The organism is Nocardia sp. NRRL WC-3656, from assembly GCF_000720265.1.
GTDB lineage: Bacteria > Actinomycetota > Actinomycetes > Mycobacteriales > Mycobacteriaceae > Nocardia > Nocardia nova.
This window is the reverse complement of the sequence record NZ_JOJF01000023.1, coordinates 1-25811: the sequence shown is the minus strand read 5'-3', so window position 1 is coordinate 25811 and position 25811 is coordinate 1. Positions and strand designations below refer to the sequence as shown.

At 68.3% G+C, this 25811-nt stretch carries 25 protein-coding genes; 17 read left to right on the top strand and 8 right to left on the bottom strand.

All coding sequences use genetic code 11. The features are described 5' to 3' along the window. Position 1: 1 nt before the first annotated feature. The 3 genes from IG65_RS0125600 to IG65_RS0125590 are packed head-to-tail and all read right to left on the bottom strand — an operon-like array spanning position 2 to position 2965. Positions 2-820, bottom strand: coding sequence for an enoyl-CoA hydratase/isomerase family protein (locus IG65_RS0125600; protein WP_231509421.1), 819 nt, complete (start codon positions 818-820; stop codon positions 2-4). A 34-nt stretch (positions 821-854) separates the two neighbouring features. Further along, complete coding sequence (locus tag IG65_RS0125595) at positions 855-1814, bottom strand: acyl-CoA dehydrogenase family protein (protein ID WP_036525696.1); 960 nt, start codon at positions 1812-1814, stop codon at positions 855-857. Then, complete coding sequence (locus IG65_RS0125590) at positions 1811-2965, bottom strand: acyl-CoA dehydrogenase family protein (RefSeq protein WP_030517503.1); 1155 nt, start codon at positions 2963-2965, stop codon at positions 1811-1813. Before IG65_RS0125590 ends, IG65_RS0125595 begins: the two co-directional genes overlap by 4 nt. Before the next feature lie 94 nt (positions 2966-3059). On the opposite strand from IG65_RS0125590, the gene IG65_RS0125585 reads away from it, so the two are divergent. After that, a complete protein-coding gene (locus IG65_RS0125585) occupies positions 3060-3866 on the top strand; it encodes a FadR/GntR family transcriptional regulator (protein WP_030517502.1) in 807 nt (268 codons plus the stop codon). Positions 3867-3978: 112 nt separating this feature from the next. Here the strand turns inward: IG65_RS0125585 and IG65_RS0125580 are convergent, their stop codons facing one another. Continuing rightward, a complete protein-coding gene (locus tag IG65_RS0125580; protein ID WP_030517501.1) occupies positions 3979-4800 on the bottom strand; it encodes an LLM class F420-dependent oxidoreductase in 822 nt (273 codons plus the stop codon). Positions 4801-4969: 169 nt separating this feature from the next. Between IG65_RS0125580 and IG65_RS0125575 the strand changes: the two genes are divergently transcribed. The 13 genes from IG65_RS0125575 (at position 4970) to IG65_RS0125510 (ending at position 19675) form a co-directional block, all read left to right on the top strand. Continuing rightward, positions 4970-5671 carry a DUF4389 domain-containing protein gene (locus IG65_RS0125575; protein ID WP_030517500.1) on the top strand — a complete coding sequence of 234 codons (702 nt, stop codon included), beginning with the start codon at positions 4970-4972 and terminating at the stop codon, positions 5669-5671. Positions 5672-6156: 485 nt separating this feature from the next. Continuing rightward, positions 6157-7761: an SMP-30/gluconolactonase/LRE family protein gene (locus tag IG65_RS0125565; RefSeq protein ID WP_030517499.1), complete on the top strand. Its 1605-nt coding sequence runs from the start codon at positions 6157-6159 to the stop codon at positions 7759-7761. Beyond that, positions 7758-8606, top strand: coding sequence for an SDR family NAD(P)-dependent oxidoreductase (locus tag IG65_RS0125560; protein WP_030517498.1), 849 nt, complete (start codon positions 7758-7760; stop codon positions 8604-8606). The genes IG65_RS0125565 and IG65_RS0125560 overlap by 4 nt, the downstream gene beginning before the upstream one ends. A 19-nt stretch (positions 8607-8625) precedes the next feature. After that, positions 8626-10002 (top strand): SRPBCC family protein, encoded by a 1377-nt coding sequence (locus IG65_RS0125555; RefSeq protein WP_030517497.1) that lies wholly within the window; start codon positions 8626-8628, stop codon positions 10000-10002. 31 nt (positions 10003-10033) lie between these two features. Continuing rightward, complete coding sequence (locus IG65_RS0125550; protein WP_030517496.1) at positions 10034-11860, top strand: NAD(P)/FAD-dependent oxidoreductase; 1827 nt, start codon at positions 10034-10036, stop codon at positions 11858-11860. A gap of 32 nt (positions 11861-11892) precedes the next feature. Then, the gene (locus IG65_RS0125545) at positions 11893-12810 is read left to right on the top strand and encodes an SDR family NAD(P)-dependent oxidoreductase (protein WP_030517495.1); all 918 of its coding nucleotides are present in this window, start codon (positions 11893-11895) and stop codon (positions 12808-12810) included. Further along, a complete protein-coding gene (locus IG65_RS0125540; RefSeq protein WP_030517494.1) occupies positions 12807-14507 on the top strand; it encodes a thiamine pyrophosphate-binding protein in 1701 nt (566 codons plus the stop codon). Before IG65_RS0125545 ends, IG65_RS0125540 begins: the two co-directional genes overlap by 4 nt. 57 nt (positions 14508-14564) lie before the next feature. Next, positions 14565-15998 (top strand): aldehyde dehydrogenase family protein, encoded by a 1434-nt coding sequence (locus tag IG65_RS0125535; RefSeq protein ID WP_030517493.1) that lies wholly within the window; start codon positions 14565-14567, stop codon positions 15996-15998. A 52-nt stretch (positions 15999-16050) separates the two neighbouring features. Next, on the top strand, positions 16051-16590 hold the full coding sequence (locus IG65_RS0125530) for a nuclear transport factor 2 family protein (protein ID WP_030517492.1): 540 nt from the start codon (positions 16051-16053) through the stop codon (positions 16588-16590). Between the two features lie 28 nt (positions 16591-16618). Continuing rightward, entirely contained in the window at positions 16619-17479 is an 861-nt protein-coding gene (locus IG65_RS0125525; RefSeq protein ID WP_030517491.1) for an SDR family NAD(P)-dependent oxidoreductase, read from the top strand. Positions 17480-17519: 40 nt separating this feature from the next. Then, positions 17520-18071, top strand: coding sequence for a nuclear transport factor 2 family protein (locus IG65_RS0125520; RefSeq protein WP_030517490.1), 552 nt, complete (start codon positions 17520-17522; stop codon positions 18069-18071). A gap of 36 nt (positions 18072-18107) precedes the next feature. Beyond that, complete coding sequence (locus IG65_RS0125515; protein ID WP_030517489.1) at positions 18108-18935, top strand: TauD/TfdA family dioxygenase; 828 nt, start codon at positions 18108-18110, stop codon at positions 18933-18935. Then, the gene (locus IG65_RS0125510) at positions 18932-19675 is read left to right on the top strand and encodes an SDR family NAD(P)-dependent oxidoreductase (RefSeq protein ID WP_030517488.1); all 744 of its coding nucleotides are present in this window, start codon (positions 18932-18934) and stop codon (positions 19673-19675) included. Before IG65_RS0125515 ends, IG65_RS0125510 begins: the two co-directional genes overlap by 4 nt. Positions 19676-19752: 77 nt before the next feature. Here IG65_RS0125510 and IG65_RS0125505 read toward each other — a convergent pair whose 3' ends face one another. Next, positions 19753-20334: a carboxymuconolactone decarboxylase family protein gene (locus tag IG65_RS0125505; protein WP_030517487.1), complete on the bottom strand. Its 582-nt coding sequence runs from the start codon at positions 20332-20334 to the stop codon at positions 19753-19755. A gap of 213 nt (positions 20335-20547) precedes the next feature. On the opposite strand from IG65_RS0125505, the gene IG65_RS0125500 reads away from it, so the two are divergent. Further along, positions 20548-21303, top strand: coding sequence for a class I SAM-dependent methyltransferase (locus tag IG65_RS0125500; protein ID WP_197039915.1), 756 nt, complete (start codon positions 20548-20550; stop codon positions 21301-21303). Between the two features lie 21 nt (positions 21304-21324). Here the strand turns inward: IG65_RS0125500 and IG65_RS0125495 are convergent, their stop codons facing one another. After that, on the bottom strand, positions 21325-21990 hold the full coding sequence (locus tag IG65_RS0125495; RefSeq protein WP_030517485.1) for a PAS and ANTAR domain-containing protein: 666 nt from the start codon (positions 21988-21990) through the stop codon (positions 21325-21327). A 390-nt stretch (positions 21991-22380) separates the two neighbouring features. Here IG65_RS0125495 and IG65_RS0125490 point away from each other — a divergent pair, with 390 nt between their 5' ends. Continuing rightward, positions 22381-23211, top strand: a complete 831-nt coding sequence (locus tag IG65_RS0125490; protein WP_051756855.1) for an RNA polymerase sigma factor SigF — start codon at positions 22381-22383, stop codon at positions 23209-23211. A 23-nt stretch (positions 23212-23234) separates the two neighbouring features. Here IG65_RS0125490 and IG65_RS0125485 read toward each other — a convergent pair whose 3' ends face one another. After that, positions 23235-23639, bottom strand: a complete 405-nt coding sequence (locus IG65_RS0125485) for a DoxX family protein (RefSeq protein ID WP_051756854.1) — start codon at positions 23637-23639, stop codon at positions 23235-23237. Positions 23640-23906: 267 nt separating this feature from the next. Further along, positions 23907-24950 carry an alpha/beta fold hydrolase gene (locus IG65_RS0125480; RefSeq protein WP_030517482.1) on the bottom strand — a complete coding sequence of 348 codons (1044 nt, stop codon included), beginning with the start codon at positions 24948-24950 and terminating at the stop codon, positions 23907-23909. 109 nt (positions 24951-25059) lie between these two features. On the opposite strand from IG65_RS0125480, the gene IG65_RS0125475 reads away from it, so the two are divergent. Further along, entirely contained in the window at positions 25060-25689 is a 630-nt protein-coding gene (locus tag IG65_RS0125475; protein WP_030517481.1) for a class I SAM-dependent methyltransferase, read from the top strand. Positions 25690-25811 lie beyond the last annotated feature (122 nt).

Here is a 25811-nt window from a genome sequence, read left to right as displayed (position 1 = left end):
GCTACCTCCGGGCCGCCGCGCGCCGCAGCGCCAGCAGCCGTTCACGATGTTCGGGTGAGCACATGGTGACCGATTCGGCGGCGAATCCGGCCTGCATCGCACCGGAGAGCGCCTGCGACAGATACATATTCGCCACGCGCTTGGTGGCTCGCAGCGCCGGCGCCGGTTGCGCGGCGAGCCGCTGCGCCAGCCGCGACGCGTCGTCCAGCAGGTTCTCCGGTTCGGAGACCGAGGTGGCCAATCCCAGGTCGACGGCGGTCGGGGCGTCGATGCGGTCGCCGGTGTAGAGGTAGACGCGCGAGCGCAGCAGCGGGGTGAGCAGCGGCCAGAAGGCCGCGCCCCCGTCACCGGCGACCAGCCCCACGCTCACATGCGGATCGGCCAGATACGCGCTGCGCGACATCAACACCACATCCGACAGGACGGCCACGCTCGCGCCCAGTCCCATGGCTGGGCCGTTGACCGCGGCGATCACCGGCAGCGGGAACCGCAACATCTCCTCGATGATCTGCGCACCTTCGCGCAGGCTTTCCTCCCGCGCCACCGGATCGTCGAGGAAGGAGGTGATCCAGTCCAGATCGCCACCCGCGCTGAAGGCCCGCCCGGCGCCGGTGACGACGACGACCTTCGCCGCGGTGTCGGCCGCCAGCTGTCGCCACACATTGGCCAGTGCCCAGTGCAGCGGTTCGTTCACGGCGTTCAATTCGCCGGGACGGTTGATGGTCACCGTCCGGACCGGCCCGCTGCCCGTCACGGTCAGCACGTCGGGCAGGTCGTAGTTCGCGATATCGCGGCTCGGAATATCGTCCGTCACAGGCACTTACCGCACTTTCGCATTCGACGCACAGTTGCACTCACTGCCATGTCGCATCGACTGCCTCCTCGCCGTCGAACGGCCCGGGCAGTCCCCGCGTGCCGAGATGGCGGGTCAGTCGATCGCGGGTACCGGAACTCGCCCACGGCAGCCGGCGCAGCGGCAGGCTGTAGCGCGACAACCACGACAGCGGCGATTCGTCGCAGAAGCCGACGGCCCCGTGCAGCTGGTGGGCGACCCGGAAGACGGTTTCCGCGGCATCGAGCGCGGCCACCCGCGCCGCGAGCGCGTCGCCGAGAGCATCCTCCCCGCCGCACTGGACGCTCCACAAGGCGTATTTCGCGAGGACGTCCACCCCACTGCGTTCGACCTCGGCGTCGGTGAGCTGAAACTGCACGCCCTGGAATTTCGCGAGCGGCTGTCCGAACTGGGTGCGCATCAGGACGTGGGAGCGGGTGAGATCGATGGCGCGGTCCAGCATGCCCAGCAGCGTCCAGCAGCTCAGTGTCAGCGCGAGGGCCGCATCCGCGCTGCCGGCCGCCCCGACCGAGGTCAGCGCCAAGGGTGTCACGAAGGCGGAGGTCCGTGGCAACGCACCGTCGGGCCGCGCCCGCGCCTGGAAGAGCTTGCCCTCCACCGTGACTGCCGCCCACCACACGTCCAGCTCGGCGACCGCGCCGCGAGGACGCGATTCGGTGACCACCACCAGACCGTCGGCGTCGGCGTCGAGCGGCCGTGCCAGCCGTTCGGCCAGCGGATACGGCAGCGCCCAGTAGCCGGCACTGCGGCACAGCGCCCCGGCGGCCTCCAGATCGTCGCGGTCGCGACGCGGATCCAGCTCCCACACACCGAGTCCGGCCAGCACGGGCGCGACGAGCTGCGCACGACGGGACGGATGGGCCTCGGCGTCCTGGATCAGCCGATCCCCGCCCGCGGCCTCGAAGGCACGGCTCGCCTCCCGGCCGTAGTCGGCGGCCTCCCGGCTCAAATCGATGTTCACGACGCCCCCAGCAGTGCCCGCGACAACAACAGCCGCTGCATTTCGATACTTCCCGAGGCGATGGTCGCGGCCTGCGAATACCGCCAATGATCGGCGACAGCACGGCGAAACCAGCTCTCGCGCTGCGCATCCGGTGCGGTGTCGAGCTGATCGGCCAGTTCGGTGAGAACTTCGGCACTGTCCTGGTCGAGCCGCGTGACCGCGATCCGATAGGCGGCGGCGTCGCCGGGCGCCACCCGGTCCTCGTGCTGCATGGCGACCACCCGGTAGGCCAGCAACCGCGCGCGGCGGCAGTGCACCAGCATGCGCGCCCAGCGCCCGCGCAATTCGGCCGGCACCTCCGCCCAGCGATCGCCCAGCACCTCCGGCGCCGCACGCAGCAGTCGCTCACACCGGGCATAGCGGGCGATGCCGACGCGTTCGAAGGCCAGCACCTCCTGCACGACCTTCCAGCCGTCGCCGACCGTGCCGAGCACATCGGCCTCGGTGACCCGCAACTCGTCGAAGAAGACCTCGTTCAGATGATGCGGCCCCATCATGGCCCGGATCGGCCGGACCTGGACCCCCGGCGCGGTCATCGGCACCAGGAAGATGGTCAGCCCCTGCTGCTTGCGTTCACCGGTGGCCGTGCGCGCCAACAGGAAACACCACTGCGCCATGGTGGCGTAGGAGGTCCAGATCTTCTGGCCGCTGACCAGCCAGCCGTCGCCGTCGCGGCGGGCGGTGGTGCGCAGCGAGGCCAGGTCCGACCCCGCCTCGGGTTCGCTGAATCCCTGACACCAGATCACCTCGCCGCGCGCTATGGGCGGCAGGTGGGTGCGCCGCTGTTGTGGGGTGCCGTGCCGCATCAGCGCCGGCCCCACCCAGTTGACCCCCATGTACTGGGCGCCGCGCGGCTCGTGATGGGCCCACATCTCCTCGCGGACCACCGTCTGCTCCCACACCGATCCGCCGCGCCCGCCGAATTCCCGGGGCCACGCCGCGCACAGGAGCCCGCGCTCGGCCAGAACTCCGCAGAAACGCTGCGCGACCGCGAGATCTGCCGGATCGTCGGTGAAGGCGCCCAGGAAATCGGCGGGGACGTGCTGGGACACCAAGCCCCGCAATTCATCTCGCAGCGCGTCGGCGGCCTCCCCCATCGTGAAGTCCATCACACGACGGTACGTCAATCCTCATAAGGATAGCAATATTTGAATGGTCAGCACCAGCTGGTTAGAATCCGTGCATGGACCAAAGGCAGCCCGCGTGACCACCGCGCGTCGCGGGCGGATTCCGCAGCGCCGCATCGCCGAAACGGTCGCCTCCGAGCTGCGCACCCGCATCCTGTCCGGCGACGACGACTATCGCCTGCCCACCCAGGACCAGCTGGTGAAGGAATTCGGCGTCAGCTATCCCTCGATCCGGGAATCGCTGCGCATCCTCGAGACCGAGGGACTGGTCACCGTGCGGCGCGGCAATGTCGGCGGCGCGGAGGTCCACCGGCCCGACGAATCCTCCGCCGCCTATCACCTGGGTCTGGCGCTGCAAGGGGCGCGGGTCACCCTCGGCGATCTGGCCGCCGCCTTGCAGATGCTCGAACCGCTGTGCGCCGCCGAATGCGCTCGCCGGCCCGATCGCGCGGAGGTGGTGGTCCCGGCGCTCGAGGCCAATATCCACGCCTGCGAAGAAGTGGTCGGCGACGGTGTCGCCTTCACCCGCACCGCCCGCGAATTCCACGATCTGGTGGTCGCTTTCACCCCGAACGCGACCGTGCGCTGCGTGGTGTCGAGCCTGGTCACCCTGTGGTCGGCGCAGGAGCAGGCCTGGGCCGAGACGCTCACCCGGCGCGGTGAGTACCCGTCGAAACCGCAGGCCCACGACGCCGCCCGGGTGCACGCCCGCCTGGTCACCGCGATCGCCGACGGCGACGACGCCGAGGCCGAACGCCTGGCCCGCGCCCACCTGCGCGCGACCCAGTCCGTTGTGCTGGAGCGCTACGACGCGGGTGTGGTGAACGCGTCCTCTGATCTGGCACGTCAGGCCATCGCCGCGGGTCCCCGCGCGAGACTGTAGATACCGATCGAAAAGCTCACGGGCGCAGCGCATTCGGATCGGCCACGCGCCGTCTCCACAGGTGCGGGCAGCGCCGTGAGTATGCCGTCACGGCGCCGCCCGGCAACACACCTCAGTCGCGGTAGCGCTCGGCGACGACCGCGAATTCGTCGAGGGCGCGCAGCGATTCCGATTCCGGCAGGGTCGGCAGTGCCAGGGTCACCCGCTGCACACCGGCCTCGGCATAGGCATCCAGCAATGCGGGATCGGGCGCGACCGGCGTGATCGCGATCGGGATGCCGCTGTCGCCGACGGCCGCCAGTTGGTCCGGCACCTGCGCCGGGTCGGATACGCCGTTGGGCACCCAGCCGATACCGAGGCGCACCGCACGCCGGGCCGCGACCTCCCCGCCACCGACGAAGATCGGCGGATGCGGACGCTGCACCGGCTTCGGCCAGGCGAAGATCGGATCGAAATCGACGAAGCGGCCGTGGTATTCGGCCAGATCCTGGGTCCAGATCGCCCGGATCGCGGCCAGTTGCTCGTCGAGCAGGGCTCCGCGCGTGCGCGGGTCGGTGCCGTGGTCGGCCATCTCCTCGCGGTTCCAGCCGACGCCGACGCCGAAGACCACCCGCCCACCGGAGAGATGGTCGAGGGTGGCCACCTCCTTGGCCGTGTGGATCGGATCGCGCTGGATCAGCAGGGTGACCCCGGTGCCGAGCACCAGGCGTTCGGTCACGACCGCCACCGCGGCGAGCGCCACGAACGGATCGAAGGTGCGGTAGTAGACGCGCGGCAGCTCACCGCCACCCGGGTACGGCGTTTCCCGGCTCGCCGGAATGTGGGAATGTTCGGCGAGGAACAGCGATTCGAATCCGCGCTCCTCGAGCGCGGGTCCGAGAACCCGGGGACCGATGCCCTCATCGGTCAGGAAGGTGTTGACTCCGATCTTCATACGAGGCCGAACCTCACTCTCGCCGCCGAGTATTCCCCGGCACGGCCGCGTGTGCCGGCCCGGTGACGCCGCACCGGCCCGAATTGCCCCTGTGCGCAGCGTGAATGCGAAACAATCGTGCATATCCGACGCGGCTCGGCTGGGCCGCGACCGCCGAGAGGAGCGTGACATGCAACCCGAGGCATCTCCCTACCCGGTCCGCGTGCGCGGCGATCTGGATCCCGCGCTGTCGCGCTGGCAGTGGATCGTCAAGTGGATTCTCGCGATCCCGCACTACATCGTGCTGTTCTTCCTGAGTATCGCCTATGCGGTGGTGACGGTCATCGCGTTCTTCGCCATCCTGATCACCGGCCGCTATCCCCGCGGACTGTTCGATTTCACCGTCGGTGTCCTGCGCTGGTCGTGGCGTGTGCGGTTCTACGCGCTCTCGGCACTCGGCACCGACCGGTACCCGCCGTTCAGTCTGCGGCCGGACGAGAACTATCCGGCCGACCTCGAGGTCGACTATCCCGAGCGGCTGCACCGGGGTCTGGTCCTGATCAAATGGTGGTTGCTGGCGATCCCCCAGTATCTGATCGTCTGGGCGTTCGTCGGCAGCTCGCGGTATTTGGGCAGTGACGACGAGGGGACCGCCGTCATCTGGATTCCGCTGCTCGGCATCCTCGTGCTGATCGCGGCGATCGCGCTGCTGTTCACCGGTCGCTATCCGAACGGCCTGTTCGCCTTCGTACTCGGCATGAATCGGTGGACGCTGCGAGTCCGGGCCTACGTGTCGCTGATGCGCGACGAGTACCCGCCCTTCCGGCTGGACCAGGGGCCGCGCGAACCCGAAAACGCCCCGCGCCCACCCGAATCCGGTTATCCGGTCTGATCGCTCCCTGGTCGGCGCCGGCCGGGCGTCGGCCGGTGTACAGCCCTGCACCCGAGTTGGTCACGCCACCGCCCCGCACGGTCGTCCGCACGCCGAAGCGTGAGACCAGCCGGCCTGTCAAGGGGGCCATCCCGGCCGCGCGAGCAGTCCGCGCACGAGCAGCGCCGCCGAAACCAGGCTGAGACTGCACCCGACATCGGGAATCATCGCCGCCGGCAACGGGCCGACCGCGAAATACACCGCACCCACGGCGGTCCCGTACTCCCCTAAGCCGCATCACCGCAGGTGACGGTCGGTAGCTCGCGCATGCTACGGCAATCCTGTCAATGATAACAACACTTGAATGATCGGAAATGGAGAACTACGCTCTCCACAAACGAGAAGGTGTCATACATCACTATCGTCTCGCGGCGAGACCCGGTGCCGACACCGAATCGAGTGATTCCTCGTCCCAGAACTTCCCAGAGCACTACGGAGGCTTCGCGGTGACTACACCGGCGCGCTACCTCACCTCGACCGCGGCGAGCGTCGCCGACGGGTGGACCCTCGACCGCATCACCGCACCGAGCAGGTTGTTCGGCGCCAACGGCATTCGCACCGGCGCCGACGGGCGGATCTACGTCGCGCAGGTGGCGGGCAGCCAGATCAGCGCCCTGGACCCGAATTCCGGCGATCTGGAGACGATCAGCGCCATGGGCAGCGATATCGTCGCGCCCGACGACATCGCCTTCGCACCCGACGGTGAGCTCTACATCACCGAGTACTACGACGGCCGCGTCAGCATTCGCGACGGCAAGGGCGAAACCCGGGTGCTGCGTGACGATCTCCCCGGCGCGAACGGCATCACCTTTCACCGGGGCCGGCTGTTCGTCGACGAATGCCGCCCGGGCGGGCGGCTGATGGAAGTGGACCCGGCCGGCGGCGCGCCGCGGGTGCTGCTGGACGGCCTGCCGATGCCGAACGCCCTCGAGGTCGGGCCCGACGGCAAGCTCTACTATCCGCTGCTGGGCAGCAACGAGATCTGGCGCATCGATCCCGACGGCGGCGAACCCGAGCGGGTCGCGGCCGATTTGGGCGGACCGGACGCGGTCAAATTCGATGCCACCGGCTGCATCGTCTCCACCCAGGTCGCCACCGGTGAGGTACTCCGGATCGATCCGCGCAACGGCGAGCGAACCGTCCTCGCGACCGTCGGGCCGGGCCTGGACAATCTGACCTTCGTCGGCGAGCGGCTGTTCGTCTCCAGTTTCACCGGCAAGATCACCGAAATCCTCGCCGGCGGCGCCACCCGCACCGCCCTCGCCGACGGACTGACCTGGCCGCTGGACCTGACCGTCGGCCCGGACGGAACCCTCTACATCGCGGACGGCACCTTCCTGCTCGCCGTCCCGCCGGGGGGCGAATTGTATACCGCCGGAATGCTTTTCAGCCCCGGCTACCCCGGTTATATCCGCGGACTCACCGCGACGGGCGACGGTGAGCTCATCGTCACCGGCAACGGGTCGGTCTCGCGCTATCGCCCGGCCGCCAGCGAGAGCGAGGTGCTCGTCGACGGGCTCGACCAGCTCTACGGTGTGGCGGTCGCACCCGACGGCACCGTCGCGGTCGCCGACCGGGGCACCGGCACCGTGCACGCGGTACGCGATGGGCGCACCGAACTGCTGGCGAGCGGACTGCACGATCCGATGGGCGTGGCATTCACGGCGTCCGGCATCTGCCTGGTCGCCGAGGCAGGCGCGGGCCGGGTGGCGGCGATCGACGGTTCGACGGTGGATACGGTGGCCGACGGGCTAGGGCGGCCGCACGGGCTGGCGGTCCACGCCGGTGTCGTGTACATCGTGGATGTCGAGGCCAAGGAATTGATCGGCCTGGATCCGACAACCGAAGCGCGCCAGGTGATCGCGCGGAATCTGCCGGTGGGCGCCCCGCCCGGGGTGACGCCCAAACCGTTGAAGGGCCTGCTGCCGTTCTCCGGACCCCAGGGACCGTTCAGCGGCATCGCCGCCGGGCCCGACGGCACGCTCTACCTCTCCGGTGATGCCGAGGGCAGCGTCCTCGCGATCCGGCGCGACGGCCGGTCAGAACGATGACGGTCAACGACTTCTTCGGGCTCGACGGCCGGGTCGTCATCGTCTCCGGCGCCAGCGGAGGCGGCATCGGCACGGCGGTCACTCGCCGCATCGCCGAGGCGGGCGCCCGGGTGATCGCGGTGGGCCGCTCCCGCGACAAACTCGACGCCGATATCGCACCGCTTGCGGCACAAGGACTTCCGATCGTGCCGGTGGCCGCCGACGCCGCCACCGACGAGGGCATCGCGACGGTGCTCGATCACGCGCGCGCGGCCGAGGGCGACCTGTACGGCCTGGTCAATATCGCCGGCGGCGCCGCACCCGCGACCTGGATGCCGGCGACCCGGGTCACCCGCGCGGACTGGCGGGCGCTGCTCGAATGGAATCTGGAGACGATGTTCTTCTTCAGCCAGGCGGTCGCCGCCGAACTGAGATCGCGGGGGCTGCCGGGATCCATCGTGTCGCTGTCGTCGATCAGCGGGATGAACGCCGCCCCCTTCCACATCGCCTACGGCACCGCGAAGGCTGCACTCGTGGCCACGACCCGGACCCTGGCCGCCGAACTGGCACTCGACGGAATTCGCGTCAACGCGGTCGCCCCGGGCGTCACCGCGACCCCGGCCTCGGGCACCTACGTGGGCGCCGATCCCGAGCGCGATCGCCGTGCCATCGCCATGGGCCGCCGCGCCCGGCCGGACGAACAGGCCGGGCCGATCCTGTTCCTGCTGTCCGAACTCTCCAGCTACATCACCGGGCAGACCGTGCTGGTCGACGGCGGGCTGAACTTGAAATGGACCCATCTGGGCGCGGACAACACCTCGTTGTTCCTCGAGGACGACGGGTTCCGTGCCGCCATCACACGCTGAGACGCCGTCAGGAGAAGTCATGACCGAAACTGCCGACAGCATCACCGAGACGACCGCGGCGCCACCGTTGTCGACACCCATGACGATCGGCGTCGAGGCCTACATCGGTCCCGAGTACGCCCGCGCCGAGGGCGACAAGCTGTGGGCGAAGGTGTGGCAGCAGGTGTGCCGCGTCGAGGAGCTGCCCCGCGTCGGCGATTTCCTCACCTACGACATCCTCGACGACTCGATCATCGTCGTGCGCACGGCGCCGGATACGTTGCGCGCCTATCACAATGTGTGCGCGCACCGTGGGCGACGCCTGGTCGACACCCCGCCCGGAGCCCATGACGCACACGGGCAGCGCAAACAGTTCGTCTGCGGATTCCACGGCTGGCGCTACGACCTCGAAGGCCGCAACACCTTCGTGCCCGAACGCGGCGACTGGACCTGCGGACTGACCGAACGCAACGACGGTTTGGCGCCGGTGCGCGTCGACACCTGGGGCGGCTGGGTCTGGATCAATCTCGATCCCGACTGCGAATCGCTGCGCGATTATCTGGAACCCGCTGCCTCCCTGCTGGATCCGTTCCACCTGGAGAACATGCGGTACCGCTGGCGGCGGTGGCTGACCTTCGACTGCAATTGGAAGGTCGCCTTCGAGGCGTTCATGGAGACCTATCACGTCCCCTACACCCATCCGGAATTCATGAATTTCGGCAATTTCCTCGGCTGGGGCCGCGCCCAGGGCCGGCACAGCAATATCGGCTACGACGCTCCGAAAGGGATGGAGGAGAACCAGGGCAAGCTGCGGATCGGCGCCGGTCCCGACGCCCGGATCTCGACCGCGCAGCTGCAGAATTTCACCTGGGAGAACGCCAACACCAACACCACCGAGACGATGGTGGAGGTCGCGAATCGCCTCGCCGACGAACTCCCCGCCGATACTCCGCCCGACCAGGTGATGCGCTATTGGCTCGACACCTGCCGCAAAGAAGATGCCGAACGCGGAGTGGTGTGGCCGACCGTGGATCCGGAGATCGTCGCGAAAAGCGGTACAGCCTGGCAGATCTTCCCCAATTTCCAGATCGGGCACGCGCTGAACAACATGCTGTGCTACCGATTCCGGCCCTACGGCTACGACCCCGGCAAGTGCATCTTCGAGGCCGCGGTCTTCGAATTGTTCCCGTCCGGTGCGGAACCGGAGACCGAGTGGATCTACACCCCGGTCGGCGATCCGGGCTGGCGGACCGTGCTGCCACAGGATTTCGACAATATGGCCGCCGTTCAGCAGGGCATGAAATCCCGCGGCTTCTCCGGTCCGAAACCCAATCCGTACCGCGAGCGCACGATCGTCAACCTGCACCACAACCTCGCGAGGTATATGGGCACCGGCGCGCCGACCGACCTCGAATGACCCGAACTCCCACCCCCACAAGGATTTTCCGATGAAACCCTGCGCCCCCACCCGGACCCCCGAGGTCGACAGAGAGGCCCTGCGGCAGAAGTATCTGGCCGAACGTGACAAGCGGCTACGCCCGGAGGGCCAGCAGCAGTACCTCGAGGCCGCCGGCGAATTCGCGGACTTCTACGAATCCGACCCGCACCTGCCGGTCGTTCCGCGCGCCCCGATCGACGCCGATATCGAGGTCGTCATCCTGGGCGGTGGATTCGCCGGACTGATCACCGCCCACCGGTTGCAGCAGGCCGGTGTCACCGACTTCCGGATCGTGGAACTCGGCGGCGATTTCGGCGGTGTCTGGTACTGGAATCGGTATCCGGGCATCCAGGTCGACTCCGATGCCTACTGCTATCTGCCCCTGCTCGAGGAAACCGGATTCATTCCCAAGGAGAAATTCTCCCACGGCGACGAATGCTACGAGCACGCCCAGCGCATCGGTAAACATTTCGGACTCTACGACAAGGCGATCTTCCATACGCTGGTGCGCGCGTTGGAATGGGACGAGCAGATCTCACGCTGGCGCATCGCCACCAACCGCGGCGACGAGATCCGCGCCCGCTTCCTGATCATGTGCCAGGGACCCTACAACCGGCCGAAACTGCCCGGCATCCCAGGAATCACCGACTTCGAGGGCCACACCTTCCACACCGCGCGGTGGGATTACGACTACACCGGCGGTGACCTGCACGGCGGCCTGGATCGCCTCGGCGACAAGAAGATCGCCGTCATCGGCACCGGCGCCAGCGGAGTGCAAGTCATTCCGCATCTGGCGCGCGGTGCGAAACATCTCACGGTCTTCCAGCGCACGCCGTCCTATATCTTCGAGCGCGACAACCACCCGACCGATCCGGACTGGGTGGCCTCGCTGCAGCCGGGCTGGCGCACCGAACGGCAGCGCAATTTCCACAATGCCGCGTTCGCCTTCTACTCCCCCGGCGAACCGGATCTGATCTGCGACGGCTGGACCGAGGTCGCCCGCAATCTGGCGGCCAAACTGAACGAGACCGACGGCTGGGCCGCGCTGGCCGATCCGGCGACGTTCCTCGAGCTCAAGGAAATCGAGGACTACCGCGCCATGGAGCGATTGCGCCGGCGCGTGGAACAGATCGTCACCGATCCCGAGACCGCGGAGAAGTTGAAGCCGTACTACCGCAACATGTGTAAGCGGCCGGTATTCAACGACGAATATCTGCCGACGTTCAACCGGCCCGATGTGACCCTGGTCGACGTCTCCGACACCAAGGGCGTGGAGCGGATCACGCCCAAGGGCGTCGTCGCGCACGGCGTCGAATACGAGGTCGACTGCATCGTCTTCGCCAGCGGCTTCGAAATCACCACCGCGCTGGATCGCCAGTTCGACATCGCGCCGTTCGCCGGCCGTAACGGGAAATCGCTGTACGAGCACTGGGGCAAGGGTTTTCGCACGCTGCACGGAATCATGGCGCACGGATTCCCGAACCATTTCGCGACCGGCTTCATTCAGGGCGGGGTCACCGCGGCCACCACGCTGATGTACGAGCAGCAGGCCGACCACATCGCCTACATCATCGCGCAGGCGCAGGCACGCGGCGCGACCCGCGTGGAGCCGACGGCGGAGGCCGAAGCGGCATGGGTGCAGACGATTCGAGCCAATACCGTCGACAACAGCACCTTCGTCATGGAATGCACCCCCGGCTATTACAACAGCGAGGGGGAGCCCAACGGTCGCTCGTTCCTCGGCGACCCGTTCTGGGGTGGTTTCTATGTCCTCGAGGAATTGCTGCAGGCCTGGCGTGACGCCGGCGATCTGGACGGCCTCACGCTGACCACCTAGACCCGGAAGATGTTGCGCGAGAGGATATATCGTTGTCCGAACTGAGATTCGACGACCGCGTCGCGGTGGTCACCGGCGCCGGACGCGGTCTGGGCCGGGCGTATGCCCTGCTGCTGGCCGAGCGCGGCGCGAAGGTCGTCGTGAACGATTGCGGTGCCAGTATGCGCGGCGACGACGCCGACGCCGGAGTCGCCGCCGAGGTGGTCGCCGAGATCGCCGCCGCGGGCGGCACGGCCGTCGCGTGCACCGCATCGGTGGCCACCCCGGAGGGCGGCCGGGCGATCGTCGACACGGCGCTGGACCGGTTCGGACGCCTCGACATCCTGATCCACAACGCCGGTACCGTGCGCTACGGATCGCTGACCGAGCTGAGTTACGAGGATTTCGAGGCCGTGGTGGATGTGCATCTGCGAGGGGCCTTCCACACCGTGCGCGCGGCCTTTCCGGTCATGAGCGAGGCCGGTTACGGGCGGGTGGTGCTGACCTCCTCGATCGGCGGCATCTACGGCAATCGGGCGGTCGCCAATTACGCCGTGTCCAAGGCGGGCATGATCGGGCTGTCGAATGTGGTCGCCCTCGAGGGCGCCGAGGTGGGCGTGCGCTGCAACATCATCGTGCCCTCGGCGCTCACCCGGATGGCCGCCGGCATCGACACCTCCGCCTATCCGGATATGCGCCCGGAACTGGTGGCCCCCGCGGTCGCGTATCTCGCGCACGAATCATGTTCTCTCACCGGTGAATTGCTCGTCGCGATCGCGGGCCGGGTGGCGCGGGCCTATATCGCCGAGACGCCGGGGGTGTATCAGCCGTCCTGGACCGTCGACGAGGTCGCCGCGCGCATCGACGACATCCGCAACACCGACAACTCGTGGATCCTGCCGCCGCTGAGCGCGCACGCCGACCACATCGGCCGCAGCTTCGCGATGGCGACCGAAGGGAAGCAGCAGTGAAGGTTTACGAACGCATACTCGAACTTTTCGAGGCCGAGGGTATCGACACCATCTTCGGCATTCCGGATCCCAACTTCGTCCATCTGTTCCACCGCGCCGAGGAGCGCGGCTGGAAGGTGGTGGCGCCGCATCACGAGGAATCGGCCGGAATGATGGCCGAGGGCGTCTCGCGGATGACCGGGAAGGCCGCGGTGTGCATCGGCACCCTGGGCCCCGGTATCGCGAATCTGTCCGGCGCCATCATGTGCGCCAAGGTGGAGAATTCGCCGATCATCTTCCTGGGCGGGCAGCGGGCCCGGATCACCGAGCAGCGGGTGCGGCGCGGCCGGATCCAGTTCGTGCAGCAGGCCGGTCTGGTCGAGAATTCCGTGAAGTACAGCGCCAGTATCGAATACGCGGATCAGACCGACGAGATCATCCGCGAGGGGCTGCGCAAAGCACTGTCGGGAACGCCGGGCCCGGTGTACATCGAATATCCGTCGCATGTGATCGAGGAGGAACTCGATCTGCCACCGGCGCTGCCACCGCACCGGTACCGCCTGGTCGGACAGACCGCGGGCCAGGACCGCATCGCCGAAGCGGCCGAGCACATCCGGGCCGCGAAGCAGCCGATTCTGCTGATCGGGCACGGCGTGCACACCGCGCGCGCGGCGGAATCGGTGAAGCAACTGGCCGATCTCATGGCCGCCCCGGTGATCCAGACCTCCGGCGGTACCTCCTACATTCCCGGCCTCGAGGATCGCACCTTCCCCTACGGCTTCTCCCCGTCGGCGGTGGAAGCGGTCGTGCAATCCGATCTGTGCCTGGCCATCGGCACCGAACTCGGCGAACCCGTGCACTACGGTCGCGGCCGGCACTGGCAGGCGGGCGAAGCGGACCGGACATGGATTCTGGTGGAACAGGATCCGGCCGCCATCGGGGTGAACCGTCCCATCGACGTGCCGCTGGTCGGCGACCTGCGGGCGGTGGTTCCGCAGCTGGTCGACGCACTGCGCGACACTCCCCGCACTCCGTCTCCGGAGCTGGCGGACTGGATCGAGCGCGACGCCGCCCGGCTGGCCGAACTGGCCGAATCCGCGCCCAGCGGGATGAGCCCGGTCCATCCCGCACGCCTGATCGTGGAGGCGACCAAGGCGTTTCCCGCCGACGGCATCATGGCCCGGGACGGCGGCGCCACCACGATTTTCGGCTGGACGTACTCGCAGGCCAAGCCGCACGACGTCATGTGGAATCAGAACTTCGGGCATCTGGGCACCGGGCTGCCGTATGCCATCGGCGCCTCGGTGGCCGACGGCGGCAAGCGGCCGGTCATGCTGATCACCGGCGACTCCTCGTTCCAGTTTCAGATCGCCGAACTGGAAACCGCCGCACGCCTGAATCTGCCGCTGGTCTGTGTGGTCGGCGTCGACTACGCCTGGGGTCTGGAGGTCGGCGTCTACAAACGCACCTTCGGCCACGGGTCGCTCGAAACCGGCGTGCACTGGAGCACCGCGGTCCGGCTGGACAAGGTGGCCGAGGGATTCGGCTGCTACGGCGAATACGTCGAACGCGACGAGGACATCGCACCGGCCGTCAAACGCGCCTTCGCCAGCGGCAAACCGGGGGTCGTGCACGTCGCCGTCGATCCGAAGGCCAATTCCGAGGAGATGCCGAGCTACGACGAATTCCGCACCTGGTACGCGGAAGGGATGCAGTAGACCCGTGCTCGACAACCCATGCCCCACAGCACATCCGAAGAGAAGGACAGGCGGCTCATGCGTGAATATCTGACGTTCTACATCGGTGGGCAGTGGGTCGAACCGGCGACCGCGCAGACCATCGACGTGATCAACCCGGCGACCGAACGGGTCTGCGGAAAGGTCGCCGCCGGATCGGCCGAGGACGTGGACCGGGCCGTGGCCGCGGCGCGGGGCGCGTTCGAGACCTGGTCGGCGACCACTGTGGCCGACCGCCTCGCTGTGTTGCGGGGGGTCGCGGCCGAATATCAGCGCCGCCGTGACGATCTGGCGGCGGCGCTCACCGAGGAGATGGGCGCGCCCGCCGCGCTCGCCGGCGGTTTCCAGGTCGATCTGGGCGCCGGACATCTCGATACCGCGATCGCCGCACTCGCCGAGTACAGCTTCGAGCAGCGCCACGGCGCCTCGCTGGTGGTCGAGGAACCGATCGGGGTGTGCGGACTGATCACGCCGTGGAATTGGCCGCTGAACCAGATTGCGGTCAAAGTGTTTCCGGCGCTGGCCACCGGGTGCACCGTCATCTTGAAACCGTCGGAGCAGTCGCCGTTCACCGGGCAGATCTTCGCCGAGATCCTCGACGCGGCCGGGGTGCCCGCCGGGGTGTTCAATCTGGTGCAGGGCGACGGCCCGGCCGTGGGCGTGCCGCTGTCGGGCCACCCCGGTATCGACATGATCTCCTTCACCGGCTCCACCCGTGCCGGTATCGATATCGCCCGCAACGCCGCGCCCACCGTCAAGCGGGTCACCCAGGAACTCGGCGGCAAGAGCCCGAATATCGTGCTCGACGACGCCGATTTCGCCACCAACGTCGCCAAGGGCGTGGTGACGATGATGAACAATTCCGGCCAGACCTGCAGCGCCGGATCGCGGATGCTGGTCCCCGCCGCCCGCATGAACGAGGCGATCGACGCCGCACGCGAGGCCGCCGCCGGCATCACCGTCGGCGATCCGACCGGCGAGGTCGCCATGGGCCCGGTGGTGTCGGGCGCCCAGTTCGACAAGATCCAGGCATTGATCCGCAAGGGCATCGAGGAGGGCGCCACCCTCGTCACCGGCGGCACCGGCCGACCGGACGGGCTGGAGGTCGGATTCTATGTCAAGCCAACGGTTTTCGCCGATGTGGGCAACGATATGACGATCGCCCGCGAGGAGATCTTCGGGCCGGTCCTGACCATTCTCGGCTACGACGATCTCGATCACGCGATCGAGATCGCCAACGACACCGAATACGGTCTGGCCGGCTTCGTCGCGGGAGCCGACCTCGACCAGGCGCGCGCGGTCGCCCGCCGCATCCGCGCCGGATCGGTCGCCATCAACGACGGCTTCGACTTCGCCTGCCCCTTCGGCGGCTACCGCAAGAGCGGCAACGGACGGGAATGGGGCGCATACGGTTTCGAGGAGTACCTCGAGACGAAGGCGATCCTGGGATACGCACCGGAGGAGGGGGCGTGAGGGGGTCCGCGCGCCCCGCACCGGGTGTTTCGCGCGCTGCGGCGGCGGTCCGATGACCGCCGTATCCGCCGCCCCGGAGGCGTGGATCGCTCGCGAAACCATACGGGACCTGCTGGCCCGCGTAGCCCGCGGTGAGGACCGGCGCGACGCCGAGGCGATCCGCGCGGCCTTCTGGCCCGATGCGACGGTCGATTTCGGCATATTCGCCGGGCCGTTCGACGACTATCTGGCCTGGGTGACGCCGGGCGCGGCGGCGGTCGTTCTCACCCAGCACGTGCTCGGACAAACCCTGGTCGAACTCGACGACACCGCGGCGCGGGCGGAAACGCACGTCACCGCATATCACCGCGTCGACACCGGTGGGGAACATCGCGATCTGCTGCTGGGCGGCCGCTATCTCGATCGGTTCGAGCGGCGGGCTACGCACTGGCGCATCGTGCGGCGGGTCATGCTCTACGACTGGACGCAGGATCTCGGCGCCTCGGCCGACTGGTCGCGGGGACTGATGGGCGCGCCGTTCTCGGCCAGCCATTTCACCGGCCGGACGAAAGCCGACCACAGCACGGCGTTCTTCGAACGGCGCGTGGAGTGAACGATGGTCTGCGACAGGAAAGACGGCGATGGGTAGCCTGACGGGCCGCGTCGCGGTCGTCACCGGCGCCAGCCGCGGCATCGGCAAGGGGATCGCGCTCGCGCTCGCCGAACAGGGCGCCACGGTGTACGTGACCGGCAGAACCCGCACCCCTGGATCGCATCCGCTTCCCGGCACGGTCGGCGCGACCGCCGCGGCGTGCGACGACCGGGGCGGGACCGGGGTGGCGGTCGCCGTCGACCACGGCGACGACGAACAGGTGGCCGCACTGTTCGCGCGGGTGCGCATGGAACAGGGACGCCTCGACATCCTGGTCAACAACGCCTTCTCGCTGCCGGAGGATCTGACCGATCCGCGGCCGTTCTGGGAGAAGCCGCTGTCGAATTGGGAGATGGTCGACGTCGGGGTGCGCTCGAATTTCGTGGCCGCCCATCATGCCGCCCGGATCATGGCTCCACAGCAATCGGGGCTGATCGTGGCGATCTCCGGATATACCGGCGTCGCCTACACCTACGGTGTCGTCTTCGGCACCGCCAAATCCGCGGTCGACCGAATGGCTCGCGATATGGCCGTCGAGTTGAAACCCGTGGGGGTCACCTCGATTTCGCTCTGGCAGGGACTGACCCTCACCGAGCGCGCCGAACGTAATCTGGCCACTGTCGCCGGCCTGAGCGAGCAACCGTCGACGCGGCCACAGGATGCGTGCACGCCCGAGTTCCCCGGCCGGGTCATCGCGCGACTCGCCACCGACCCGGATCTGCTGTCGCTGACCGGCGGCACCTACATCACCGCCGAATTGGCGCGACGCTACAGCGTCACCGACGTCGGCGGAGCCACCGTCCCATCCCTGCGGACCACCCGCGGGGCCCCCATCTGGGCGGCGATATGAGCACCGCCGCGACACCGCTTCGCCTCCGAGGACTCTCACGATGACCGCCACCGACCGCCAGGATCGCCTCGCCCACCTGCTCGACCGGCAGGACATTCTCGACTGCCTGACCCGGTTCAGCCGCGGCATGGACCGCTTCGACCGCGCACTGTTCCTGTCCGCCTTCCACGACGACGCCACCATCGCGGCCGGTGATTTCGTGGGTGGCCCCGCCGAACTCTACGACTGGGCGCGCGCCATGCACGAGCAGGGACAGTCGGCCACCCAGCACAATCTGCTCAATCACACCTGCGATCTCGAGGCCGATACCGCGCACACCGAAACCTATTACCTGTTCGCCGCCCGCAATCGCGACGACAGCAACTGGCTGGCCGGCGGGCGCTACCTGGACCGTCTTGAGCGGCGCGCCGGGCAGTGGCGAATCGCGCTGCGCACCAACGTCATCGAATGGTCCGGCCTGGCCCCGACCATGCCGATTCCGTTCGCGGACGTCCCCGGCGTCCACCTCAACGGCGTGCCGTCGCGCAGCACCACGGATCCCTCGTACCAGCGGCCGCTGATCAACAAGCGGCGCCGCAGCATTCCCGGCTGACCCCGGCCGCGCAGCATCGACAGACAGGAGCATCGGATGCCGGCGATCACCACCACCAAACTCAGCGAAACGGTCGGCGTGCGGGTCGACGATGTCGACCTCGACCGGCTGCGCAGCGACGACGACCTGCCGCAGGCGTGCCTGGCCGCGCTCGAGGAACACGGCGTGCTGCTGTTCCCGCGGTTGCACGCCGACGACGAGACGCAGGCCGCGTTCTGCCGCAAACTCGGTGAGCTGGTGCAGTTTCCGCTGTACCCGAATCCGGATGTGATGGAGATCAGCTTCGATCCGGACAACCCCAACGTGGAGTATTTCGCCAGCAACGACTACTGGCATCTGGACGGTTTCATGGACGAGGTGCCGGCGAAGGCGTCCATCATGAGCGCCCACGTGGTGACCGAGACGGGCGGTGAAACCGCGTTCGCCAGCACGTACGTCGCCTACGACGAATCGTCCGAGGAGGAGAAGCGGCGGTTCGAAGGGTTGCGGGTGTGGCACAGCTTCGAGGCCATTCAGCGGCTGACGTATGCGGACCCGACTCCGGAACAGCTCGGGGAGTGGGCGCGTCGCGGCGGACGGGAACATCCGCTGGTGTGGACGCACGAATCCGGACGCCGCTCACTGGTTTTCGGCGCCTCGGCGGATCATGTGGTCGGCATGGACCAGGACGAGGGCCGCGCCCTGCTCGACGATCTGCTGGCGCGGGCGACCGCCCCGGACCGGGTGCTGTCCCATCGGTGGTCGGTGGGTGACATGGTGATCTGGGACAACACCGGTCTGGTGCATCGGGCCTGCCCGTTCGATCGATCGCAGCCGCGACGCATGCACCGCTCCACCCTGGTCGGGCAGGAGTCGATCAAATGAGCGGCCGCACAGCGATCGTGACAGGCGGTGCGTCCGGAATCGGCGGCGCGATCGCGCGCCGGCTGGCCGCCGGCGGCTCGCCGGTGGCGGTGTTCGACGTGGACGGCGCGGCGGCCGATCTCGCGGCGCGGGAGATCGGCGAGGCCGGCGGTAAGGCGATCGGGGTGGCCGTGGACGTATCCGACCGCGCCGCCATCGACACCGGAGTGCAGCGGGTGCGGGCCGAGCTGGGACGGCCCTCGATTCTGGTCAACAGTGCCGGAATCACCACGTCCGGGCCTTTTCTCGACATCACCGCACAGCAGTGGGCGCGGGTGCTGGCGGTCAACCTCACCGGCACGTTCGACTGCTGCCAGGCCGTGCTGCCCGATATGGTCGAGCAGGGCTGGGGACGCATCGTCAACATCTCCTCGTCGAGTGTGCACAGCGGCGCGGCGGGGATGGCCGCGTATGTGTCCTCGAAGTCCGGGGTGCTGGGATTGACGAAGGTGCTCGCGCTGGAGTTCGCGCGAAAAGGCATCACTGTCAACACGATTCCGCCCGGTTTCATCGATACGCCGATGATGCGAGCCACCGCCGAGCGCGGCTTCATCGATGTCGGCAAGCAGATCGACGCGACTCCCGTCGGGCGGATCGGGCTGCCGGAGGATATCGCGGCCGCCTGCGCGTTCCTGGTGAGCGAGGAGGCCGGCTACATCACCGGCCAGGTGATCGGCGTGAACGGCGGACGCAACACCTGAGGCGGGCCGCGGTGGGGCCGGGTCTGCCGTCCGGCCTCACCACCGGGGACCGGCCCCGCCTCCGGCAGGACGCCGGGTTACCGATGCCGCGGCAGATAAGGCTTCAGATCGTCCTCGGGTTCGACGCCGAAGGATCGCAAGGCCATGGCGAGCATATCGTAGGTGCCGACGGTGAAGACGATATCCATGAGCTGATTCGGCTCGAATTCGGCGGCCAGAATCTCCCATGTTGCGGCGCCGACCGCACCGTCGGACAGTAATTCGTCGGTGGCGACGAGCAACGCCTTCTCGGCCGTCGCCCATTCATCGTCCGGTTCCCCCGCCGCGACCCTTTCTATTTCCGCTTTCGGCATTCCCGCTATTTCGGCGAGAATCGCATGCTGGGCCCATTCGTAATCGCAATGCCGGACGGCGGCGACGCGCAGGATCAGCAGTTCGCGCTGCCGGTCGTCGAGCGTGGATCCGTACAACAGGTGGCCGTTGAAGCTCAGGAATGCCTTGGCCAGCGCGGGGTATCGCGCGAGCGTACCGAGCAGGTTGGCACCGGCGGGGTGGGTGTCGGCCGGGGTGTCACCGAGCACGGAGGAACGAAACTCTCCGATGAAGCCGACCAGTTCCGGCGACCACTCCGACTTTTCCGCGGGCGATATGCGAGCCACGACCGACTCCTTCCGGCCCGGCGCGCATACGACCCGGCCATGAATATTCGGGCCGCACCCGGCCGCCCTGAATCCGCATTCCACCGGCGAATACCGGCTTCGGAAAATGCTATCAAAGCCATCATTGTTTCGCGACGGTGTTCCGTGCGGATCATGCCGCCGCCGTCTACAATTCGGTTCCGAATTCCGACCCGATCGCAGTGGGGAGCGAATGTGCTGGGAGACGAGCCCGTCTCGAACGCGTACGCGGCCAACGCCGAGTTCTGGATTCGCATCGTGCGCGAAGACCTCGACCCGTACCGCAGCGGCCTCACCGACCCGGCGCTGCTCGCGCTCGTCGGCGAGTGCACCGGCCTGCACATCCTGGACGCCGGCTGCGGTGAAGGGTATCTGGCCCGCGAATTGATCACGCGGGGTGCGGGTTTCGTACACGGCGTCGACACCTGCGCGGAATTCGTCGCGGCCGCCGCGAGCCATCCGGCGCACGATCCGTCGCGCGCGCGATTCCGGCTTGCCGACGTGGCCGCACTGCCGCTGGCCGACAACAGTGTCGACCTGGTGGTGGTCAACCGCCTCCCGCACGGACTGTCCGAGCCGGGGCGGCGCTTCACCGAATTCGCCCGGGTCCTGCGTCCGTCGGGACGGCTGGTGATGCTGACGATGCATCCCTGCTTCTATGTCGCCCGTGGCGAACGCACCAGCGCCGGAACAGGTTTCACGATCGACGACTATTTCGCCGGACGGACGGTGCGACAGCGGTTCGAGGTCGCGGGGACTCGCTCCCCCGCCGCATCGGTTCAAGCGCTGTACTCACTGGAGGCGACGATCGGAATGCTCACCACCGCCGGGTTCGCGATCACCACCGTGCGCGAACCCCGGCCCTCCGACCGGCAACGGCGCGAAAACCCTTGGTGGGACGAACATTTCACTCGTCCGCTGTTCCTGCTGCTGGAGTGCGCGCTGCTGTAGACGCGGCCGATGGCGCACGGGCTACTGCTCGTCCCGGCGGTGGAGCGTCAGCAGGAGATGATCGAGACGGGTCCGCGTCGGCGCGGGCACCGGGGGCATGCTGTCCAGATCGTCGACGAGGTGCGCGGCCAATTCCTGCAATTTGATGTTGGTTTCCTGGGATCGCCATGCCAGCACCCGGAACGCCTGCTCCGCCGAGATCCGGTAGACGAACATCAGTATTCCCTTGGCCTGTTCGATCGCCGCCCGGCGCTCGATCACGGCGGGCAACTCCTCCTCGAGCAATAGCCGGCGCTCCCGGCCGACCGATTCGGTGAGGTCGACGTAGTAGCCCTGCGTGCCGATCGCCTGACCCGACGCATCGAGCATCGGCTCCGACACCACCAGCACGTCGCGGACCGTGCCGCCGGTGTCGACGATGCGGTGCCTGCTGGAGAACGGTGCGTGGTCCTCCACCGAGGTGACGATGGTGGCTTCGACCCGGTCTCGGTCGTCGGGATGCTTGTGCTCGAGCAGCAGCTCGGTGGTCGGCTCGACCTGCCCCGGGGCGTAACCGTGCATGCGGGCCACCTCGTCCGACCACTCCCACCGTTGTTCGGCGAACCAGAATCGGAACCGGCCGACGCCTTGCGGATCACCGGCGCCCACCACCCGCTCGACGCCGTCATCCTGCCCGCCGCCAACCATGGTCGCAGCCTACTCCCCCGCTCGGCAGGGCCTCTCACCTGCGCCGATGCCCTGCCGACGGCGCCGGCGGGGCGGCTGTGCCGAGGCGATGCGTAGCGGCATCCGATCCGTAGCCCAACCGATACCGGATCCTTTCCGGTTCTCGACCGATGAAACCGGAGGGTCCGTAGGATCGGTTCGGTACGCGAACGGCGCGCATCCGCCCGCCCCAGTGTTCGATTGTGCACCACGTAGATGCGTTGCGCGCCAACCTGTTTCGAAACTCCGGCGCAGGCCGAGGCGAACGATAGCCGAATGCGAACATCCGTGCGCAGGCACAGCACCGATGAGCTTGCGTGATCGAGGTGCTCGCTCCATGTCGTCGCATACGACGGAAACGGAGTGGCCCGAATGACACACCCCGCACGAACCCACCGGACCGGAGGCGCCCGGTCGCGTAGCGACAGCTACGACAACATCGAACCGTGGTTCGACAAACTCGCCGACCTCGACGCCACCGACCCGCACCGGCGGGCACTGCGCGAACACATCATCGAACTGTGTTTGCCCCTGGCCGAGCACATCGCACGCCGCTACCTCAACCGCGGCGAGGCCTACGACGATCTGCTGCAGACCGCCCGCATGGGCCTGGTACTCGCGGTGGACCGCTTCGACCCGGGACGTGGCGCGCCGTTCCTCGGCTTCGCCGTCCCCACGATCATGGGCGAGGTGCGCAAGCACTTCCGCGACCACACCTGGGCGGCCCGGGTACCGCGCCGCTACAAGGAACTGCGCCACCGGATCGTCAAGGCCGGCGATCCTCTCACTCAGCGCCTGGGCCGGGCGCCCAACGCCCGGGAGCTGGCCGCCGAGCTGGATGTCGACATCATCGACATCACCCAGGCGCTGGTCGCCGCCAACGTCTACCAGTGCGACTCCCTCGACGCCGCGCGCACCGAACGCGACGACACGCCGTCCACGGCGGCCGTCGCGCTTGGTGTCGACGAGCCCTGCTACGAGCTGCTCGAACAGGCCGCCGCGGTGCGGCCGCTCATCGCCGATCTGCCCCAGCGCGACCGCGACATCCTCGTCCTGCGATTCTTCGAATCGAAAACGCAATCGGAGATCGCCGAGCACTTCGGGGTGTCGCAGATGCACGTGTCACGACTGCTGACCCGGATCCTGGACACACTGCGCGACGGCGTGTGGCGCACACCCGAGGACGCGGTCGCACAGCCGTAGCGCGGCGAACCGGCCGGTGCCGGCTATCCGCCGCGCTTCTCCGAGGCGACGAACAACAGCCCGCCGATCATCGCCATGTTCTTGTGGAACTGCACCTGCTGCGGCTTGCGCGCCGCGGGGTCGTCGAGCGCCCAGAACGCGTGTCCCGCAATGGTTGTCGGCACCATCGAGGCGACCAGCGCCAGCGCCGACAGCCGCGGTAATCTGCCCAGCGCCAGCAAGACGCCGGCGGCCACCTGGACGCCCGCGTTGACCTGCACCAGCAGCTTGTCGTCCTCGGGCAGCGGTACGACCGTGCGCACCGCCGCGAGAGTCGGCGCCGCCGCCTCCGGCCGGGCGCCGGGCTCGCGCAACGCGTCCGCGCCCAGTACGGCGTAGGTGGAGCCCATCAGTACGCGCGCCGCCGCGCGCATCGGGTCGAAGGGCATATCAACTCCATTCCGGGGAGCGAGCGCCGCCGCGAATCACTGGTGCGCAGCCGCGGCGTGCGGTCGCCGCACGCTGACGGCCGAGGTCACCAGCAACCCGGCTGCCGCCGTGGCGAGCCTCCCGCCCGGTGGGCCGGTCCACTCCGGTGCTCTGTGGATAGCCGACCATCTCGAGTCTCCTTCCCCACTTCGTTCGGTGCCGTCCGATCGGCCGGCACTGTCGGGCTACCCGGTGTCGCCGCGATGAACCCGGGCGTGGAAGCGGGATCAGGATGTGCGGTCCGGGCGATCCGTTCGGATCGCGGCCGACGCGGCGGCGCGGGAACGGACGCCGAGCTTGGTGCGCGCGTTCGCGATGTGCCGATGCACGGTGTGCGGACTGAGGGTCAGCCGCTCGCCGATCTGCGCGTCGGTGAGCCCCTCGGCGACCAGGCGCAGAATTTCGCGCTCGCGCTCGGTCACCGCCTCGGGCCCCGGCGGTGCCGGCTCGGCCCGCACCGGATATCCCAGCCCGCGCAGAATCGCGTCGGCGACCGAGGTCGCATCACCGCGCCACGGGAAATGGTCCTCGCCGTACAGTTCCACGAAGGTCGCGCGGGGCACCCGGCGGGCGACGTCGAGGCCGAGCGCGAAAGGCACGGCGCGATCGTCCCTGCGATGCAGCACGGTGGTCGGGACGGTGACAGCCGCCAGGTACTCGGTGGCGTCGAGTTCGTATGTGGCGGCCAAGGATCGGGCGGCCTGTTCCGCCGTCGCGGACAGCCGCTGGAATCGGGCGAACCGTTCGCGTTCGGCGCTGTCGGCGCCGGGCACGAACACATCGGCCAGCAATCGGGACCCCAATCCCCAGTGCGCGGAGATCGCGTCCACCAGCGCTCGGCGCGCACCGTCCGGTGCGATGTCCACGCCCCGGGCGAACGAACCGTAGAGGACGAGCCGATGCACCCGGCGGGGCAGCCGGGCCGCGAGTCCCGCGGCGACCGCCGAGCCCGACGACGCGCCCAGCACGGCCACCCGCTCGAACCCCAGCGCATCGACGATGTCGGCGGTTACGGCGATTTCGCCGTCCGCATCGACCGGCACCCCCGCGTCGGACAGTCCTCGCCCCGGTTGGTCGTACCGTATGACGGTGAACCGGGTCGCCAGCCGGGACACGAAGGCGCGGAACAGCGGATCCTTCCAGTTGAGGATCAGGTGGCTGCACCACCACCCGCCGATCAGCAATGCGGGACCGCTGCCGACCACCGAACAGGCGACCTCGCCGCCGACGGTCCGCACCCGGTGGATCACCTGATCCTCGGCGCGCACCATGCTCCACCCTCTCGCGCGGCGGCCGTCGAGGCCGGCGCATCGTCCGGCATCGATTATGGCCCGAAAGGGCCATGACGCGAAGGGCCGTCACCGGCCACACTCGTACACCATGACCACAGCAACGTTCGGCGAACGATTCTTCGCCAGCTGGTATCCGGGCTTCATGGCCCGCGTCGATCGGGCCGGACAGGCCGATCAGCGCCGCGCCCAGCTCACCCACGCATCCGGTCGCACCCTCGAAATCGGGGCCGGCGACGGCCTGTCCGTCTCGCACTATCCGGACGGCCTGGACGAACTCGTCCTGCTCGAACCGAATCCGGCGCTGCGCGCCCGCTTGGCAGCCCGCGCCGGCACCCTCACCGCACCCGTCACCGTCGTGGACGGCGACGCGCACCGGCTGGACTTCCCGGCGGCCAGTTTCGACACCGTGACCGCCTCCCTGGTCTTCTGCTCGGTGCGTGACCCGGCTCGGGCGCTGCGCGAGGTCCATCGTGTACTGCGTCCCGGCGGCCGCTTCCTGTTCCACGAACATGTCCGGGGAACCGGCCTGCGCGCGGGCGTCCAGGACCTGCTCACCCCGCTGCAACGACGCCTCGCGGACGGCTGCCACGCCAATCGCGACTTCGAAAGTCTGCTCGCGGCAGCCGATTTCGATATCGAGGTCATCGAACACACCCGGATGCCGACCGTGGTACCGACCATCGTGCCCTTGGTCGTCGGCACCGCGCGCCGGCGGTGAGGGCCCGGCGCCGCCGGTGCGGGCCTAGGTTCTGTGTCGAAGTGAAGTGAGGGCGGCCCTTTGAGCCGCCCTCACTCGTGTCGCAGCCACTGATTGATGACAGCGATGTGGACGGTCGCCAG

Excerpts from the sequence above, each read along its gene's own strand:
- IG65_RS0125590 (WP_030517503.1), bottom strand. The coding sequence starts at position 2,965 with ATGGACTTCACGATGGGGGAGGCCGCCGACGCGCTGCGAGATGAATTG.
- IG65_RS0125580 (WP_030517501.1), bottom strand. The coding sequence starts at position 4,800 with ATGAAGATCGGAGTCAACACCTTCCTGACCGATGAGGGCATCGGTCCC.
- IG65_RS0125575 (WP_030517500.1), top strand. The coding sequence starts at position 4,970 with ATGCAACCCGAGGCATCTCCCTACCCGGTCCGCGTGCGCGGCGATCTG.
- IG65_RS0125560 (WP_030517498.1), top strand. The coding sequence starts at position 7,758 with ATGACGGTCAACGACTTCTTCGGGCTCGACGGCCGGGTCGTCATCGTC.
- IG65_RS0125555 (WP_030517497.1), top strand. The coding sequence starts at position 8,626 with ATGACCGAAACTGCCGACAGCATCACCGAGACGACCGCGGCGCCACCG.
- IG65_RS0125550 (WP_030517496.1), top strand. The coding sequence starts at position 10,034 with ATGAAACCCTGCGCCCCCACCCGGACCCCCGAGGTCGACAGAGAGGCC.
- IG65_RS0125535 (WP_030517493.1), top strand. The coding sequence starts at position 14,565 with ATGCGTGAATATCTGACGTTCTACATCGGTGGGCAGTGGGTCGAACCG.
- IG65_RS0125530 (WP_030517492.1), top strand. The coding sequence starts at position 16,051 with ATGACCGCCGTATCCGCCGCCCCGGAGGCGTGGATCGCTCGCGAAACC.
- IG65_RS0125525 (WP_030517491.1), top strand. The coding sequence starts at position 16,619 with ATGGGTAGCCTGACGGGCCGCGTCGCGGTCGTCACCGGCGCCAGCCGC.
- IG65_RS0125520 (WP_030517490.1), top strand. The coding sequence starts at position 17,520 with ATGACCGCCACCGACCGCCAGGATCGCCTCGCCCACCTGCTCGACCGG.
- IG65_RS0125515 (WP_030517489.1), top strand. The coding sequence starts at position 18,108 with ATGCCGGCGATCACCACCACCAAACTCAGCGAAACGGTCGGCGTGCGG.
- IG65_RS0125510 (WP_030517488.1), top strand. The coding sequence starts at position 18,932 with ATGAGCGGCCGCACAGCGATCGTGACAGGCGGTGCGTCCGGAATCGGC.
- IG65_RS0125495 (WP_030517485.1), bottom strand. The coding sequence starts at position 21,990 with ATGGTTGGCGGCGGGCAGGATGACGGCGTCGAGCGGGTGGTGGGCGCC.
- IG65_RS0125490 (WP_051756855.1), top strand. The coding sequence starts at position 22,381 with ATGACACACCCCGCACGAACCCACCGGACCGGAGGCGCCCGGTCGCGT.
- IG65_RS0125485 (WP_051756854.1), bottom strand. The coding sequence starts at position 23,639 with ATGCCCTTCGACCCGATGCGCGCGGCGGCGCGCGTACTGATGGGCTCC.
- IG65_RS0125480 (WP_030517482.1), bottom strand. The coding sequence starts at position 24,950 with ATGGTGCGCGCCGAGGATCAGGTGATCCACCGGGTGCGGACCGTCGGC.
- IG65_RS0125475 (WP_030517481.1), top strand. The coding sequence starts at position 25,060 with ATGACCACAGCAACGTTCGGCGAACGATTCTTCGCCAGCTGGTATCCG.